Genomic DNA, 16,987 nt, shown 5'->3' with positions numbered 1-16,987 from the left:
CCGCCCTCGCGGGCAGGCGTCCGTGAGGATGGACAGGTGTCCCGATTGGCGGACGGCTCTCAAAAGAGTAGAATCGACGTGCGACCTCTGAGTCGTATAGGGCGCGTTCATCACATCTCAGCGATGTTCGGCTTAGCCGGGAGGAAGCGGGATCGAGGCTAGGGACGTGCAGGAATGACCGGGGACACTCGCGGATATTCGCTCGACGTATCGGAGTACCTGTTCCGCCTGACCACGGAGAGCCTGCGGCTCCTGTCCAACGAGACCAAGCGCTACCACAGCCTGACCAGCATGGTGAACCAGCTCGCCGGTCCCGGGGCCGCCGAGGCGATCGCTCAGCACGACGTCGAGACCCTGCGCCAGCACCTCAGCAAGATCCCAACCAAGGGGCCGATCCGCATCCACCTCCACATCACGAAAACGAGCGCCGACAACCTGATCGAGGCGAAGAAGCGCCTCGCCAAGGAACTCGGATCGAGCCTGACGGTAGGCGACGCGATCTCGATGCTGCTGTTCGATTTCGTCGTCGATCAGAGCGCCGCAAAGCTCCTCTCCAAGCTCGGTGTCGATGAGGCGAGCCAGTCGTGCGACAGGCCGAGCGACGGCTTGGAGAAAACCGATAACGTCGTGCGTCTCAAGTAGTTAGCCGGCGGGGGATTCGTCCGAACGGGTTGTAACTTAGGGTTGCCAACTTCCTAAGAGTTTGGTTTTCTGGCTGAGTCCGAACTGGTCTTCGGGGGGGCCAAAAGCCGTGCAGTCCGCAGCTGTGATAGAATCGGAGTCGCTTACGATCGCCACCCAGCGCGAGAGGGATTTCGCGTCACTTGACGAACCGGACTACGTGCCGCTCATCATGCGGGCCATGGAGACCCAGGACCTTGGCATTCGCCAAATGGCCCTCAAGGTGAACATCAAGAAGAGCCGCCTGGGTACGATCCTCCACCGCGATCCCACCAAGCGCTCGGCCATGACGCTGCCCGAGTTCCAGTCAATTCTTCGCGCGCTCAACATCGACGTCATGCACGCGATCATCAGCGTCGAGATGGCCCGCGACCTCGAGCTGATGGGCGACGAACGGTTCGCGACCCTCGTCTCGATGCTCAGCACTCTGTTCAACGGCCTGCCCCATCGTATCGTCGAAGCTCTGCGCGAGCTGGAGGGACTGGACGGCACCGAGGTCCACAAGGAATGGGGCACCTATTTCCAGTCGGCGGTGATCAAGAAGATGGTCGCCGAAATCAGCATGGTCCTGCAGCGACGATCAGACCTCGAATCGGGCAAGGCCACGATGTTCTAACTGCCTAGTGGCTTTTTTTTTGGACCTGCACTGCACCTAAAAGCACTAACGCGCGGCCCTAAAAGCACTGGAAATAGTTCGTGCGTCCGGGGAAACGTCCTCAAAAGCACTAATAATCGCGCTCGCTCAGCATTTAACGACCGTTAACACTGGTCCCACGGCCCCGGCGGATTCGACGATAGCGGCGAATCAGGCGGGGTGAGCGTCGACGCGCCCGCACCGCGCCGATCGCTCAGGGACCAACGTGCGGAACGGAGATGTCGTGAGGACATGAAAAACCCGGCGCTAGGCCGGGCTTTTCGGGTGGTCGCTAAACCTGTCTGCAAACCCGGTTCTAGCTGACCTCCCTTGAACAGACAAGGCCGAAGCGCGATTCGCGCCACGCCTTCGTTCGTCCGAACGGCACTCCCCCCAGGGAGTGACGAATGGGAAGTCATGTGCCGAAGCGGTCGGGCGGCATGCGCCGCTACAACCAGTTCAACGCTGTCGTGGATCGGCTCGCCAAGGGCTATGTCGGGCAGGAGAAGGTCTCGCCGGCGCGCCTGCTCGGGAAGCTCAAATGCGCCGCTCCGTACATCGGGATTTCCCCGGCTGTGCTGGCGCTCATGGACGCCCTCATCCCCCACTCCAAGCCGCAGGACTGGCTGCCCGGACGGGTGCCGCTCGTCTGGCCCCGCAACGAGACGCTTTCGCGCAAGCTCGGCGTCTCTGTTCGCCAGGTGCAGAAGACGATCCGGGCGGCGATCGAGTTCGGCCTGATGGTCCCGCACGACAGCCCCAACGGGCATCGGGGCGGCAAACGCAACGCCGCCGGTGACATACTGTGGGGCTATGGCTTCGACCTGCGACCGCTTGGCACGCGCGCGGCCGAGTTCGATGCAATCGCCGCCAAAGGCTACGCCGAGGATCGCGAGATCGATCGTTTGAAGCGCGCGCTGTCGGCAGCGCGGCGCCGCACCCGCACGCTCGCCAACGCGGTTCTGGATGCCGAAATCGGCGACGTGGATGCAGCGCGCGAGGTCGAACTCGTCCGCATGGCGCTAGACCATGTGAAGGGAAGCCGCGATCTCGATGCCCTGATCCGCTGCCTTGCCCAGGTGACGGCGCGCGTCGATACCTTTCAGGCGAAGGTCGATGCGGCTCTCGAGGCGCTAAGCCCTGGTTCCGACGTTGAAAGTGCTGTCGATTGTCCTGTTGATAGTTCACCCAAGGGCGAACCTCAGTTCGTCCACTCTACAACTACAACCCAACTTAAAACTGCTCACGCAGTTACGGGTAGAGGCTTTGCAAGAAAGAGTAGTGAGGGTTGGGACATCGCCCTTCTCGCCCCGCAGAGCAACGTCGAAGCCGATCTCGAGCGCCACGGCGTCGACGCGAAGTTCGTCGCTAAGGCCGCGCCCGAGCTGATCTGGGACCTTGATCCAGGACCGCGGGCATGGGGTCGACTGGTGAGCATCGCCGAGGGTTTGACAGGCCAGTACGCGATCGGCCCGCACGCTTGGCGCGAGGCCTGCCGGTTGATGGGTCAGCGCGGCGCCGCGGCGGCCGTGATCGCGACCGTTGCTAAGTCGGTCAGCGGCGAGGTCCGCTCCCCCGGTGCCTATCTGCGCGGCATGACCGCAAAGGCGGCAGCTGGCGAACTCAACCTCGGCAAGACGTTCCACGGCATGCGCGAAGCGCGGGCAGCCGACTGCTGAGCCCGCCGGTCTATGCACCCAAAAGCACGATGCGGACGCCGCGACCGGCAGCTCAGGGGCGGAACGCACCTAAAAGCACGAGCAATCGCACCCAAAGGCACGAGGAAATCGCGGTTCAAGGGCAAGCGGTGGGGCTTACGCACCCAAAAGCACGATGTTTTCTAGCGTAAGGGCGAGTTTTCGGGTGCGATCGACAGGCGCTACACCTAGACCAGGCCGGATTTCGGGTGCGATTGCCAGCTCGCGGCGCATCCATCGACGATTCCTAGTGCTTTTAGGTGCGAAGCGGCTCTGCCCGGTGGCCTGCCAGTGTCCGACGCGTTAACATGAATGCGAGTCAAGGAGACCCCACGCGATGGCGAGAAAGCGGACCAATACCGAGGTACAAGGCCTGCTGGCGCTGGACTGCCCGCTGCGGGGGGACATTCATGGCGACCGGAGCGTCATGGACTTCCCGTTCTTCGCACTGGAGAAGAAGCCCCAGACCGGGATCATCGAACACAAGATCGGCAACGTGTCGATCACGATCCGAGCCGGCGAGGGCGGCATCGCCACGATGTACGACAAGGAGATCATCCTCTACGTCGCCTCGATCATCTTCGAGCAGAAAGCGCGGGGAATGGCGCTCTCGCAGGAGATCACCTTCACGGCGCATGACTTCTTCCGCGCGACCGGCACGCCCAACCCGGGCAAGCGAGACTATGCGCGCTTCACGGATGCCATGTCCCGCCTCCAGGGCACCCAGATCCAGACCAACCTCAAGACGGGCGGCGCCGGCCATCGTGGATGGTTCTCCTGGGTGGAGAATGCCCAGGTCATCTACAACGACATGCCCGAGGGGTATGAGCGGCTCCAGGCGGTGAAGATCCGCCTCTGCGACTTCCTGTTTCGCGCGATCGAGCGCGACGTGTCGATGTATTCGTACCACCACGAATATTTCAAGCTCGGCCTGATCGAGCGGCGGCTGTACGAGATCGCGCGCTCGCACTGCGACGAAGGTCCGTTCGAGGTCGACCTGGAATCGCTTCTCAAGACGGTCGGCAGCAGGAGCGCGCTACGCCGCTTCAAGCAGCACATCAGCGACATTCAGCAGTCTGATACCCTGCCCCACTACAGCATCGCCATGCGCGACGAGATCGACGGGAACCGCGTCCGCGCGCGCGCCAACGAGACGATCGTCACCTTCTCCGAACGGCCCCCGAAAGCCGAATGCCCCTACGTCCAGCAGACCCTCGAAGCGATCGCCTGACCTTAGAAGGACGACACCATCGCCGCGCGCGAGAAGGTGGGCGGGACCGGCGCTGCACTCCCGGGTGACTGGATCGTCGCCACACGCGAGAGCCCCGTCAGCCGCGACCAGTTCAACAGGATATTAGAGACATAGTCCTGCGTCTCGACGATGCGCGGCACACGGCCGTTCTTCACCCTCCCCGGCCCCGCATTGTACGCGGCGAGCGCCAGGTGATACTGGCCGAACTTGTCGAGCTGCTGGCGCAGGTAGCGCGCGCCACCCCTGAGGTTCTGCTCCACATCGTAGCGGTTGACGCCGAGACCAGCGGCCGTGTCGGGCATCAGCTGCGTCAAGCCGAACGCGTTCTTCGGCGAGTAGATCGAGGCGTTGTAGCGGCTTTCCCGGATGATCATCGCGTCGAACAGGCCGACCGGGAGGCCGTACTGACAGGCAATGTTCGACATCATCGCGAAGTAGCCGAGGCGTCGGAGCTCGCCATCGGGGCGCAGTAGCCCGCTCGGCCGGTAGTCGGTCGGAACGCATCCCGGTACATAGGAATTGGCCGCCGCGGCGAAGACCTGGCCGCCACGCATCCACAAGGGCACCGAAATGCCCGAGACGGGCGCGACGCTTACCGCGGAGGCGTAGGCCGGGACGCCAGGCTGGGCCACCCCGACCGGAGCGAAGGGATCCTCGCTCCCGATCGCGCTCGACCCTGCCCCTCCAACCGCCGGTTGCGACGCGAGGCTGCTCGCCATCTGGTAGGCGACCCACTGCCGGCTGAGGTCGTGGACCCGGAACGCCTCGGGGAGCGCCGCGGCCTCGGGCGGCAAGGCTGCGGGGGCAGCGGCCGGCGCCGGTTGGGACGACCGATCCGGGGCCTCCTCCGGTGCCGGCGAGGGCGCGCCCGTCATGCTGATCAGCTGGACAGTCCGGACGGATCGGGCGGGCTGCGCCCCCGCCGCCGCGACGGTCGCCATCATCGAAATCAGTGCCGCTCCGGCAAGAAAAAACGCTCGCATCTGGTCCTCCCGACCCCGTTCCTGATGAGTGAGATCGACGGATTCTTGGTTGTCAATCCCCCCGACCTGGGTGAGACTGGTCTCAAACCGAGCCGTTGGATCGATCGAAATGTGGCTCATCGACCGCGACACGAACGGCGTCGGAGGACGTCGCATCCCCCTCCCCCCACCCCTGCGGGAGGCTTTGGTGCGCTGGTACGTCGGCGAAGGATCCCGCGGTGACGAGGAAGCCGGCATCACCCTCGTCCAGAACGCGCGCATCGGAGCGAAATGGATCGCCTGCGACTGCCTGGCGGCCGAGGAGGCCCCGCCGATCCTGACGCCGGCGTTCCTCTCGGAGGCGGAAACCTACTATCTACGGCGCCTCACCAGCACCAAGCGTCCGGAACACCGCGAGGAGTGCCCCTTCTTCCGCGACCAGGTGACGCATCGCATCACCGAGATCCGCTCGCGCGAGACCCCGGCCGACCCCCCGGCCGGCTTCTTCGAAGTGCTGCGCCCTGCCCCGGAGAAGCTCGCCCAGAGGCCCGAGGAGGACGCCAGCGACGATCGGACCCGCCATGCGTCGGTTCCACGTCTGGCGCGGCTCCTATGGCGCCTGATCGATGCTGCCGGCACCAACCGGGTGCCGCCCGAGCAGCAGGAACCCGAGCCGGCCTCCATCAAACGCGAGTTCGAGGCCCTCGGCCGAGCCGCCGCCAAGATCGAGATCGCCCCCGGCATCCAACTCGGCCGAGCGTTCTGGACACACGCCAACGCCCTCCACAGCCGGCGCGCCTATGCGATGCTGCGGCAGCTCGCGAAGAGCTGGCCGAGCGGCCACGCACCGCAGGGTTTCATGGTGCTGTTCTCGCCCCACGTCCGCGGCCACGTCGTCGACGTCCCCGGAGCTGAGCCTATCCACGTCGCGAACCGGGTCCAGTCTCCCTCCGTGCGCGGCAATCTCATCAAGGGTCCGTTCCTGGTGATGATCGTCGCCGGCGAATATCCCGAGGCTCACGGCTACGCGCCGCTGCGCGCCTACGCCCAGCCGATCTTGTCCGGGCAGCGCTTCATCCCGGTCGACTCCCAGTTCGAGCGATCGGTGCTGCGCGAGCTCTTCAAGGTGCGACGGCAACTGGACAGGGCCGGGGTCGACCTCGCGATCGAGAAGCCCGTGTTCGATCGGCTCACGACCCACGGCGCCTGCAGGCCGGACTTCCTCCTTGAGGCGCGCTCGCGCGTCACGGGCGAGATCAAGCAGCTCGTCGTGGAGGCCATGGGGTTCAGCGACGAGGACTATCTTGCCACCAAGGCGACAACGCACCCCCGGATGCGCCTTCTCGGTCCCCTGCTGACCATCCAGCCGAGCGACATCGAAGGCGAGCGGGTTTGCGATCAGATCGCCGGCGCGCTCGACATCTGACGGCTCAGCTCCAGGTCAGACTCATTCCGAACGAGACGACGATCGCCAGTGTCACCGGCGTCGACAAGAGGTAGAGCTTCTGCCAGCGCCACCAGGTCTTCGGCAGGAAGAGCAGAGCGCCGCGAAGGGTGCGGACCTCCTGCCAGGACTGCTCGCGATAGAGGCGGACGCCGGCGACCGACACCGACAGGACCATCGCGATGGCACAGCACAGGCCGGTCGCCGTGTAGAGTGAGATCCAGTTGATCAACTCGACTTGGGTCAGGTGCGCCATGATCAGCCTCATCACCGCCCCGGTGCAATAATGTCGCCGACCCTTGGCCGGTTCCGGACCGACCCTATCTGTTTACAACAGGCTGGTGAGGATTCACTTAACCCTCCCACGCAACGAAAGTGACGCAAGTTCCCGCCACACCACAAGCCAATGATCGCTAACCGACCCTGCATGTCTAGCCATTCGGGGTTGCGGTCGACGCGTCGCGGCCAGGCCCCGGACACGGGCTGGTGATGCATCCCGGCGTCGTCGTCCTGGTCATCATTTACGAGGGCGTGCGCAAGGTCACGCTCCATGCCACGCAAGCGCAGGCATGGCGGCAGCTGATGGAATTCGTCGACCGACGCTGGGAAGCGCGGTTTGGCCGCACCCCCTCCCCAATCGAGCCGGAGGCGCGCGCCGACCAATTCTTCCGCAACGACGCGGACGATCTCTACGCGATCATCGACGCCGACGTTTCCGAGCTGCAAAACGCCTTGGCCTGACCGCCGATCGCCCCTTCCCCTGCTATATCCAGACGTCGTAAGGTCCCGTGAGCGGGAGCCAGCAATGTTCGAGTGCCTCATCCTGGGGGACAGTACCGGCGTGGGCGCGGCCCAAGCGATCAACCATCGCTATGCTCGGCAGTGCGACGTGCAAGCCGGGGAGCGCGCCACAGCGGCGCAGATCCTCGCATGGCGCAAGACCGGCAAGGATTACGGGACCTGCATCCTCGCAATGGGCTCCAACGATCCGGCTGGCGCCGCTCTCGCCGGCAAACTGGCGAAGATCCGCTCAACCGTGTGCTTTCGCCGGGTCATCTGGCTTCTGCCCTATGCCCGGCCGCAGGCCTATACTGTCAGTTCTGTCGCCGCGCGGTTCGGCGACGAGACGCTTGACCTGGCTCGGTTCGAAACACGGGACCGGATACATCCTCATTACTATTCGCAGGTCGCGGCGGTTCTCCTGCGCTGAGCGCGGAACGATCCGACAAGGTGAGAAGGGTCGGGAAAGGCGGGCATTCGAGATCTACGTCCCGCGCCCCCTGCCCCTCCCCTGCCGGGACTCCAGTCCAGGCGCAGCTCGCAGGAGCTCGCTTATGCCGCTTCACCCCTTGATGATCAGCCTTGCCGGCGAAACGGACGAGCTGTCGATACACGCCGATCACGATGCCGCATGGACCGCGTTGCTTCGATACATCGACCAGCGATGGTCGAGGCTCATCGGCACTGAGGCTCCCGCCGGCGACAACGCCCGCGTCGAGGCTTTCTTCCTGCTGCCCGACTCCTTCTACCTGATCGGAGAGGTGGTCGCGACATTGCCGGGAGCCTAGTCCCCTGCCCTCTCCGCCTGGTCCATCAGCTTCTCGATGGCCTGCCAGTACGGCAGTCGCTCTCGGTCGCAATATTCAACGAACCGCCCCATGACGCTCACAGGGCCTTTGACGCTAATCTGGTGAAGCTGCTCGCCCGCATAAGCCGACTTCTGCCGGCGGGGCGGTCCTGCGGGCGCGGCGGGCTTGGTGAACCCATGCTCCCGACCCACGTCGTCGATCGCAGCCACCTCCCGGCGCTGCTCCGACCGACTGCGCTCCGGCCGTGCCGTGGGCTTGATGTCCGAGAGATCATCAAGGCCAAGGTTGATCCCACTGCTCATGCCGTCTGCTCCACGGTTTGCTGCCGCCTAATCTCGGTCACGACCTCCTGAACAAAGGCCGATGCGTTGGTGCGGGCTTTCTCGAGCCCCGCCGCTTGACCATCCCCGAGGTTCCAGAGCGAAGTGTAGTGCGTGAACATCGCACGGAAGCCAGCGCGATCGTTGAGCGCCGTCTCGAACGTCGGAATACCGGCTTCCTTGAATTGCGACCGGATCTCCTTCTCGTCCCGGGTCGCGATCGCTGGGTTCACCCGAGTAAATAGCATCCTGTAGGGGATCTCGCGGCGCATCGCCCTCCCCTCGCCCACCACCAGCTTGATGGCCTTGCTTGCCTGACGCGCGTCGACCGGCGACGCCTGCAGTGGGATGATCACCAGGTCCGTGCGCGAGATCGCATGGGACATGGCCCGGTTTGCGGTTCCTTCCAGGTCGACGATGACGAATTGACTGGCCGCAGCCGCGTCCTCGATCTCGTCGATCACCACGTCGTCCGTGGGCAGCGTGCGGCACACAAATCCGGGTTCGCGCGTCTCTCGCGCCCACGTCTCCAGCGTCCGATTGGGATCACCGTCGATCACCGTGACGGACGCACCAGCAACGCTCAGCCCGCTGGCAAGCACCAACGCCGACGTGCTCTTCCCCACCCCGCCCTTCGGGCTCGCAAAAGTGATAACTGGCATCGCAAGCCTTCCTAACCATCGCTGCGGTACGCTGGCGACAACATCGCCCCGCCCTGCTTGCGGGGCGCACCAACCGCCCGCAATCGCCCTGCTATGCCAGACACCGCCCGGCGACGCAATGCCACGCCCGCGCTGCGCCTGGTTGCCACGCGGGGGCTAGCCTAGAACGGCGTATACAGTGCCACACATTCCCCGGCACTAGAGCGCTACACATCGCCCCGCCTTGGTAGCCACTGCTACGCCGGCCATTAGTTGCCGACGCCTTCGGCGGCATGACGTGCGGGTCTTGGCATGCCAATGCGATGCCCCGGAATGCCTATGGTACCAAATGCTACCGGACTTGACCGGGAGAAGGGGAGGGGGTGCAGACTTGCGAAGGAACTGACAGGATGCCCTATACCGCCTTGAAACCCAGCCAAGAACTTGCCGACATCGTGGGCGCGCTCGGTGGTACATGGCACGGCTATGTCGCCTCGTGCCGGTGTCCCGCGCATTGCGACAAGACACCGAGCCTATCCCTCCGACAGGGCGATTGGGGCATTCTCGTGACCTGCTTCGCTGGCTGTGATGCCGAAGACGTGCTGCGCGAGCTGAGGCGCGTCCCCGTCACCCGAAGGTTCGAGCCGCCGAAGGCGAACCTTAGCCGCGGCACCGAAAACGTCGAACGGCTCTGGGATCAAGCGGGGCCAGTGGAGGGTACGCTTGCCGAGCGTTACCTGATCGGTCGACATATCGACCTGGGTCCGGCCGATCTCCGCTTCCACCCGCGATGCCCGCTCGGCCCCAAGCCGCACACCGTCTTCCGGCCGGCACTGCTGGTCGGGGTCCGTGAGGTCAGACGCCTTGTCGCCCTCCAGCGGATCTTCATCGACCCCGCTACAGGCCGCTACGACTGCAAGGTGATGCTCGGCCAGCCGGGGCAGGGGGCCTGGCAAGGGCGCCCGCTGACCGGCGACACCATAGCGATCGCCGAAGGCTTCGAGACCGCGGCGGCTTTCACCACCATCCATGGCGTGCCGTGCTGGGCGAGCCTTGGCGCGCGTCGCCTCGATCAGCTCCGCTTGCCTCCCGGCGTGTCGACGCTCCTGATCGCCGAGGACAACGATCTCGAGGGCAAGGGTGCGGCTGACCGCGCTGAGGCGCATTACGCACGTCCCGACCTGGCCATCCGGCGTGCGCCACCACCCGGGCGCATCAAGGACTGGGCGGTCGCTCTCGAACGCGAACGGGAAAGGGGAGGGGGGTCGAGTGGGTGATGCTGCCGATTGGGCGGCCGATCCAGGAGACCCCCATGACCGACCTTTTCTCGACGGCAGCGAACGCCGACCGATGCGCCGCGCTCCTGCTGCAGGATCGATTCCGGTCGGGTGAGACGATCACCCGCGCCGTTCTCAACGCCGCGATGACGGAGGCCTATGGCGGCAGCGACGCGCAGGGCCGCTGGACCCAGCGCGAGAGCTTCGAGGTGCTGGAGCACGCCCTCGCGCTCCACCTGCGGACACGGCCCTATGAGCTCCAAGCATTCGCCGACGTCGTCGCTCCGATCCGGCTGATGGCGAGCCTGCCGACCCAGACGGTCAGAAGCGAAGAACAGCTCGAATGGCAGCAGTTCTCGACGCCGGCAGACATCGCCGCGCTCGCCGTCCTCCTCGCCCATGCACAGCCCGGCGACGTCGTGCTGGAACCCAGCGCCGGCAACGGCCTCCTCCTGGCCCAGCTGCGCCAGGACGTTACCCTACAGCTGAACGAGCTCGACCCCGCCCGACGCGCCCGGCTCGCCCACAGCTTCCCCGGTGCCCAGATTTCGGGGCACGACGGCGCGGCGATCACTTCGCTGATGGCGGCATCCGAACGCCCGACACTGGTGCTGATGAACCCGCCGTTCTCCCGATCGCTCGGCCGCGGGGCCGACGATCTCGCGGCCGTGCGACATCTGCAGGCGGCGTTGCGCCGGCTCCGGACGGGCGGTCGCCTCGTGGCGATCATGCCCGACTGGTTCGGCCCGAGCGCTCGCCTCCGCGATCTCTACGAGGCGACGCTGCGCGACGTGGCAGTGCGGACCTCCCTCCGCCTCGAGAAGTGCTACGCCAAGCACGGCACGTCGATCGCCGTGCGCCTCTACGTCATCGACAAGGCGCCCGGGACCAGTGTGCCATCCACGATCCAGAGATCCTCCGTCGCTGAGTTCCTGGACGTCCTCACGATCGTCGACCGGCTCAAGCCGAAGATGGACGTCCCGGCTCCGCCTGTCCGCAAGACCGGGACCACGACCTTGTTCCGGGCCGTGAAGAGCACCCGCCCGGCCGAGCCCCGCGCGTTCCACGCTCCGACCCGCAACGAGGTCCTGCCCGTCGAGTTCACGCCGCTGGACACCCCCGCGCCGATCCTCGAGCAGACCGGCGTCTATCTCCCGTACCGTCCGAGCCGCCTCGTGTTCACAACCGCCGGAGAGCATCCGACGGCGCTGGTCGAGTCCGTCGCGATGGGATCGATCCCGGCGCCGGTCCCCCACCATGTCCCGCGCTTGCCCGAGCGCACCGTCGCCGATCGGCTTCTGTCCGCCTCGCAGCTCGAAACCGTCGTCTACGCGGGCGACGCCTGGACCCAGATGCTGCCGGGCAAATTCCGCCCCAGCAAGGAAGGCGTCGGGCTCGAGCTTGCCGACGACGGCTGCGAGTACCGGAAGGGCTTCTTCCTGGGTGACGGCACGGGCGCGGGCAAGGGGCGGCAGATCGCCGCCTGCATCCTCGACAACTGGCTCCAAGGCCGGCGCCGGCACATCTGGATCACCAAGAACGAGCCGCTGCTGGAGGACGCGCGGCGCGACTGGATCGCATTGGGCGGCATGTCGGCCGACATCCAGCCCCTCACCAACTGGAAGATCGACGACGTGGTCAAGCTCGACCAGGGCGTCATCTTCGTGACCTATCCGGCGCTCCGATCTGCGAGGAGCGACCACACCCGCCTGAAGCAGCTCATCGACTGGGCGCGCGAGGACTTCGACGGCGTGATCGCGTTCGACGAGGCGCACGAGATGGGCGGCGTCGCCGGCGGGGAGGGCGCGCTGGGCGCCAAGAAGGGGTCGCAGCAGGGGATCTGCGGAGTGCTCCTCCAGAACCACCTGCCAGGCGCCCGCGTGCTGTACGCATCGGCGACCGGGGCCAGCGACGTGAACAACCTCGCCTACGCCGTGCGGCTCGGGCTCTGGGGGCCGGAGACCGCCTTCGCCGACCGCGAGCAGTTCATCAGCGGCATCCGCAAGGGCGGGATCGCGGCGATGGAGCTGGTCGCGCGCGACCTCAAGGCGACCGGCCTCTACATGGCGCGCGCGCTCAGCTTCGCCGGTGTCGAGTACGACATCCTGAAGCACGCGCTCACCCCCGACCAGATCAAGATCTACGACACCTATGCCGATGCGTGGGGGATCATCCACCGCAACATGGAGCAGGCGCTCGAGCTCACCGGCGTCGTCGACGCGCTCGAGAACGCGACGCTCAACAGCGGGGCGAAGGCTTCGGCACGCTCGCGGTTTGAGTCGACCAAGCAGCGCTTCTTCGGCCAGGTACTTCTAAGCCTGAAGCTGCCCACCGTCATCGCCGCGGTCGAGGAACACCTAGCCGATGACAAGTCCGTCGTGCTCCAGCTCGTCACCACCGCGGAATCGATCCTCAACCGGCGTCTCGGCGAACTCAGCCCCGACGAGCGCGCGGACCTGGAGATCGACCTCTCGCCGCGGGAATACGTCATCGACTACCTGCAGCGGGCTTTCCCGACCCGGCAGATGAAGGTCTTCACCGACAACACCGGCACCGCGCGCTCGATGCCGATGGTCGATGACGACGGCAACGCGGTCTACAACCCGGAGGCCGAAGCGGCGCGCGAGCGCCTGATCGAGCACCTCTGCGCGTTGCCCCCGATCATGTCGGCGCTGGACGCCATGCTGGAGCATTTCGGGCACGACAACGTCGCCGAGATCACGGGCCGCACCAAGCGCCTCGTCAGCCGCGGCGATGGCGGCCAGAAGCTCGAGTCGCGCTCGACGCGGACCAGCCAGGTCGAGGCATCGGCGTTCATGGAAGGGCGCAAGCGCGTCATCGTCTTCTCGGACGCGGGTGGCACCGGCCGGTCCTACCACGCCTCGCTCGATGCCAAGAACCAGCAGCAGCGCGTCCACCTCCTGCTGGAGCCGGGCTGGCGCGCCGACCGGGCCATTCAGGGCCTCGGGCGCACCCACCGCACGCATCAGGCCTGCTCGCCGCTGTTCCGGCCCGTCACGACCGACTGCAAGGGCGAGCTGCGCTTCACCAGCACCATCGCCCGCCGCCTCGACAGCCTCGGCGCGCTGACCCGCGGCCAGCGGCAGACAGGCGGGCAGAACCTGTTCGACCCGGCCGACAACCTCGAAAGCGAGTACGCCTGCGCCGCGCTCATCAGCTGGTTCCACCTGCTCCACGCGGGCAAGCTGACCAGCACCACGCTCGGCGAGTTCCAGGATCGCACCGGCCTCGAGCTCTGCGACCAGGATGGCGTGCTGAAGGAGGAACTGCCTCCGATACAGCGCTGGTTGAACCGCCTCCTCGCGCTGCCGATCGACCTGCAGAACCGCATCTTCGACGAGTTCCTGGCGCTCGTGGAGACGCGCATCGCCGCTGCGCGGGATGCCGGCACGCTCGATGTCGGCGTGGAGACGATCATGGTCGACCGGGCGACGGTCCGCGACGACACGCTGCTCCGCACCGACCCGGTGAGCGGGGCCACGTCCCACCTCCTGACGATCGAGATCGAGCGACGCCGGAACCCGGTGACGCTCGAGCGGATCCTCCGCATCGTCGAGACGGACGCGACGGCGATCCCGATGAAGAACGCCAAGTCGGGAAGGGTCGCCGTCCAGACCCGTGCCCGTGCCGGAATGAGCGAGGATGGCGCACCGATACCCCGTGTCGAACTGCTCCGCCCAACCCGAAAGGAGTATTTCCGGGAGGAGGACCTGTTCGAATCCGCATGGGAGCCGATCAGCCATGACGAGCTGGTGGACCTATGGACTGCCGAGGTTGCGGAGGCGCTCGACACGGTCGACACCGAGACGATCCGGCTCGCGACCGGACTTCTCCTGCCGATCTGGTCCTCGCTCCCCTCCGATCACCTCGTCGTGAACCGAATCGTCGACGGCGAGGGCAATTCCTGGCTCGGACGCCTCGTCTTCGACTCCCACGTCGTCTCGCTCTTCACCAAGCTCGGGATCGACAAGGCGGACAACATGCCGCCCGCCGACATCGCCGGGTCCGTCCTGGGTGGGAGAAGCGTCGACCTCACCCGCCCGTTCCCGATGACGGTCAAGCGCGCGATCGTGAACGGCAAGCCTCGCGTCGAGATCAGCGGCGCCCCGGCCGAGCAGATCGCATGGCTCAAGGCGCAGGGCTGCTTCACCGAGATCATCCAGTACCGCACGCGCGTCTTCGTGCCCGTCGACCGGGCGGCCGACGTCCTCTCCGCGGTGCTCAAGGACGCCTGAGGGAAAGGGGAGGGGGGTCGAGGAGGGTGTCCGGGATGGACCGGATGCCAGAAGGAGTTGCCCCAATGTTTCAGACCGTCAAGCTGGCGAAGCTCCGGCTTTCGCCGATCAACGTCCGTACCGTTTCCGATGACCAGCTGCGCATCCCCGAGATGGCGGCCGACATCGGCGCGCGCGGCGTTCTCCAGAACCTCCTCGTCACCCCCGTCACCAAGCCCCGCGGCATGTTCGAGGTATTCGATGGCGGCCGCCGTTGGCGCGCGCTGTCGATGCTCGCCGAGAGCGGCGCCATCAACCCGGAGGAGTACGACGTTCCGGTCCTCGTCGTGAAGGCCGATGTCGCGGCGCTCAGCGAGACCTCCCTCGCGGCGAACTTCCACCAGCTCAAGCTGACGCCGGCGGAGGAGTGCCGCGCGTTCCAGCACTTCCTCGGGGTCGACGGCGACATCGACGCGGTCGCCAAGCGGTTCGGACAGACCCGCCGCTTCATCGAGGGCCGTCTCCGGCTCGCCACGCTCGCGCAGCCGATCTTCGACGCCCTCGCGGCCGGGGAGATCAGCCTGGAGATCGCGAAGGCCTACGCCTCGACCGACAGCCAGGACAAGCAGCTGCTCGTCTGGAACAGCTACAGCGGCCACAGCTACGTGAACGCCGACACGATCCGGCGCGCGATCGTCCACCAGACGATGAAGGCGACCGATCCGGTCGCGCTGCTCGTCGGTGACGCCGCCTATCTCGCAGCGGGCGGCAAGATCGTCGCGGACCTGTTCTCCGAGGACGGCGACCGCTGGGTCGACCCCGAGATCGCCGAACGCCTCGCCGCGGCGAAGCTGGAGGCCGAGGCGACCCGCATCGGCGAGGAGACCGGCCTGGCCTGGATCCGTCCGATCGCGACGCACCACACCTACAATGCCGCTTCTGGCCTGTATCGGGTGATCCTCCCGACCGTCCCCATGACGGAGGAGGAAGACGCGCGCGTCACCGAGATCGAGGACCGCCTCGAGGCGATCCAGTCCGAGATGGAGGACGAGGACATCACGCAGGAGGCCTATGCCGAGCTGGATGCTGAGTTCGACCGCCTCGACGAGGAGCGCAACACGCTCAACAGTCGCCCGAGCATCCTCACCGACGAGCTGCGGCCGCTGGTCGGCGCCTTCCTGACCCTCAGCCAGCGCGGCGAGATGATGCTCGACACCACCTACTACAGCGAGAAGCCGATCCGGCTCGGCGCCGACGGCAACGTCGCGCCCGACGGGGAGGCAGGCGGCGCCGGAGGAGGCGATCCCACGGCGACCGTCACCGGCGGGAGCGGCGCTGTCGGCAGCGACCCGGCACCCCGTCCCGAGACCATCGCCCCGGGCGGGAAGCCGCTGACCGCCCGCCTCCAGGACGAGCTTGCGGTGCAGCGCCGCGACGTGCTCGCCGCGAACCTCGTCCAGCATCCGGGACTCGCGCTCGATTACGCGATCTTCGTGATGATCGACGCGCGCAACAACGGCTCGACCTACTACGGCACCACCGTCCGCGCCCGCGGGCCGATGGACCCGTCGGTGGGCGAGATGCCGTCGACCCGCGCGCGCGAGTATCTGGCCGAGTGCCACGACGGGCTGGTCAGCGACTGGATGGGCCACGCAACCGCGGTCGAGCGGTTCGAGGCCTTCCGCGAGCTCGACGACGACAGCAAGGCGGCGTGGCTCGCCTATGTGGTCGCGGTCTCGCTGGAGGCGAAGGACGGCTTCTCCGGCCCATCGCAGAACCCGCTCCAGAACCGGCTCGCCTCGATCATGGAGGTCGATGTCGCAGCCTGGTGGCGGCCCACGTCGCAGAACTTCTTCGACCGGGTGCCTAAGGGCTCGCTGCTCACCCTCCTGCACGACGTCGGCGGTCCCGCGCTCTCGGGTCGGTACGCCGCCTCGAAGAAGCCCGACATCTCGGCGTCGTGCCACAAGCTGTTCGCCGGCGAGGCGCTGGTGGAGGCCGACGTGAAGGAGGCGGCGCTCGCCTGGGTGCCGGCGACGATGCGCTTCCTCGACGATGCGACGGACGACACCCTCTCCATCGCCGATGACGAGGACCTCGACCAGTCCGGTGCCGGCGACGACGCCGACGGCGAGAGCGTACCGCTCGAAACCGCCGAGCGCTCTGACACGCCCGACGCCGGCGACGGCGAGGACCTGCTCGAGGGCGAGACCGCCGCAGCGGCCTGACGACCCTCCTACCTCCTCCTGGGCGAC

At 66.4% G+C, this 16,987-nt stretch carries 15 protein-coding genes; 11 read left to right on the top strand and 4 right to left on the bottom strand.

Annotated elements, in window-relative coordinates; translation table 11 throughout:
- Nucleotides 1-174 precede the first annotated feature (174 nt).
- From AC1GI4_RS18155 to AC1GI4_RS18140, 4 genes are all read left to right on the top strand, one after another.
- Nucleotides 175-642, top strand: coding sequence for a hypothetical protein (locus AC1GI4_RS18155; protein ID WP_240955068.1), 468 nt, complete (start codon nucleotides 175-177; stop codon nucleotides 640-642).
- 109 nt (nucleotides 643-751) lie between these two features.
- A complete protein-coding gene (locus tag AC1GI4_RS18150; protein WP_479630525.1) occupies nucleotides 752-1,297 on the top strand; it encodes an XRE family transcriptional regulator in 546 nt (181 codons plus the stop codon).
- A gap of 458 nt (nucleotides 1,298-1,755) precedes the next feature.
- Nucleotides 1,756-2,994, top strand: coding sequence for a plasmid replication protein RepC (gene repC / locus AC1GI4_RS18145; RefSeq protein WP_278434522.1), 1,239 nt, complete (start codon nucleotides 1,756-1,758; stop codon nucleotides 2,992-2,994).
- A 355-nt stretch (nucleotides 2,995-3,349) separates the two neighbouring features.
- Nucleotides 3,350-4,243, top strand: coding sequence for a replication initiator protein A (locus AC1GI4_RS18140; RefSeq protein ID WP_170172233.1), 894 nt, complete (start codon nucleotides 3,350-3,352; stop codon nucleotides 4,241-4,243).
- A 2-nt stretch (nucleotides 4,244-4,245) separates the two neighbouring features.
- On the opposite strand, the gene AC1GI4_RS18135 is transcribed toward AC1GI4_RS18140, so the two are convergent.
- Nucleotides 4,246-5,367: a lytic transglycosylase domain-containing protein gene (locus AC1GI4_RS18135; RefSeq protein WP_240955067.1), complete on the bottom strand. Its 1,122-nt coding sequence runs from the start codon at nucleotides 5,365-5,367 to the stop codon at nucleotides 4,246-4,248.
- Here AC1GI4_RS18135 and AC1GI4_RS18130 point away from each other — a divergent pair.
- On the top strand, nucleotides 5,357-6,652 hold the full coding sequence (locus tag AC1GI4_RS18130) for a hypothetical protein (protein WP_170172232.1): 1,296 nt from the start codon (nucleotides 5,357-5,359) through the stop codon (nucleotides 6,650-6,652). The genes AC1GI4_RS18135 and AC1GI4_RS18130 overlap by 11 nt on opposite strands.
- 4 nt (nucleotides 6,653-6,656) lie before the next feature.
- Here the strand turns inward: AC1GI4_RS18130 and AC1GI4_RS18125 are convergent, their stop codons facing one another.
- On the bottom strand, nucleotides 6,657-6,938 hold the full coding sequence (locus tag AC1GI4_RS18125) for a hypothetical protein (protein ID WP_338124155.1): 282 nt from the start codon (nucleotides 6,936-6,938) through the stop codon (nucleotides 6,657-6,659).
- Between the two features lie 218 nt (nucleotides 6,939-7,156).
- Between AC1GI4_RS18125 and AC1GI4_RS18120 the strand changes: the two genes are divergently transcribed.
- The 3 genes from AC1GI4_RS18120 to AC1GI4_RS18110 all read left to right on the top strand — a co-directional run bounded on the left by AC1GI4_RS18120 (nucleotide 7,157) and on the right by AC1GI4_RS18110 (nucleotide 8,238).
- On the top strand, nucleotides 7,157-7,411 hold the full coding sequence (locus AC1GI4_RS18120) for a hypothetical protein (protein WP_170172231.1): 255 nt from the start codon (nucleotides 7,157-7,159) through the stop codon (nucleotides 7,409-7,411).
- Between the two features lie 64 nt (nucleotides 7,412-7,475).
- Nucleotides 7,476-7,880 carry a hypothetical protein gene (locus AC1GI4_RS18115; RefSeq protein ID WP_170172230.1) on the top strand — a complete coding sequence of 135 codons (405 nt, stop codon included), beginning with the start codon at nucleotides 7,476-7,478 and terminating at the stop codon, nucleotides 7,878-7,880.
- Nucleotides 7,881-8,022: 142 nt separating this feature from the next.
- Nucleotides 8,023-8,238, top strand: coding sequence for a hypothetical protein (locus AC1GI4_RS18110; protein WP_454277698.1), 216 nt, complete (start codon nucleotides 8,023-8,025; stop codon nucleotides 8,236-8,238).
- On the opposite strand, the gene AC1GI4_RS18105 is transcribed toward AC1GI4_RS18110, so the two are convergent.
- Together AC1GI4_RS18105 and AC1GI4_RS18100 are read right to left on the bottom strand one after the other, a co-directional pair.
- Nucleotides 8,235-8,561 carry a hypothetical protein gene (locus AC1GI4_RS18105; protein ID WP_479630524.1) on the bottom strand — a complete coding sequence of 109 codons (327 nt, stop codon included), beginning with the start codon at nucleotides 8,559-8,561 and terminating at the stop codon, nucleotides 8,235-8,237. The genes AC1GI4_RS18110 and AC1GI4_RS18105 overlap by 4 nt on opposite strands.
- Nucleotides 8,558-9,241 (bottom strand): ParA family protein, encoded by a 684-nt coding sequence (locus AC1GI4_RS18100; RefSeq protein WP_170172227.1) that lies wholly within the window; start codon nucleotides 9,239-9,241, stop codon nucleotides 8,558-8,560. The genes AC1GI4_RS18105 and AC1GI4_RS18100 overlap by 4 nt, the downstream gene beginning before the upstream one ends.
- A 389-nt stretch (nucleotides 9,242-9,630) precedes the next feature.
- Here AC1GI4_RS18100 and AC1GI4_RS18095 point away from each other — a divergent pair, with 389 nt between their 5' ends.
- From AC1GI4_RS18095 to AC1GI4_RS18085, 3 genes are all read left to right on the top strand, one after another.
- Complete coding sequence (locus AC1GI4_RS18095; protein ID WP_170172226.1) at nucleotides 9,631-10,497, top strand: DUF7146 domain-containing protein; 867 nt, start codon at nucleotides 9,631-9,633, stop codon at nucleotides 10,495-10,497.
- 35 nt (nucleotides 10,498-10,532) lie between these two features.
- A complete protein-coding gene (locus AC1GI4_RS18090) occupies nucleotides 10,533-14,753 on the top strand; it encodes a strawberry notch-like NTP hydrolase domain-containing protein (RefSeq protein ID WP_479630523.1) in 4,221 nt (1,406 codons plus the stop codon).
- Nucleotides 14,754-14,818: 65 nt separating this feature from the next.
- Nucleotides 14,819-16,960: a ParB/RepB/Spo0J family partition protein gene (locus AC1GI4_RS18085; RefSeq protein WP_170172215.1), complete on the top strand. Its 2,142-nt coding sequence runs from the start codon at nucleotides 14,819-14,821 to the stop codon at nucleotides 16,958-16,960.
- Nucleotides 16,961-16,987 lie beyond the last annotated feature (27 nt).

It is taken from the genome of Sphingomonas sp. 77B (genome assembly GCF_056497825.1).
Note: the sequence above shows the minus strand (reverse complement) of the source record. Positions and strands in the feature narration are given on the sequence as shown.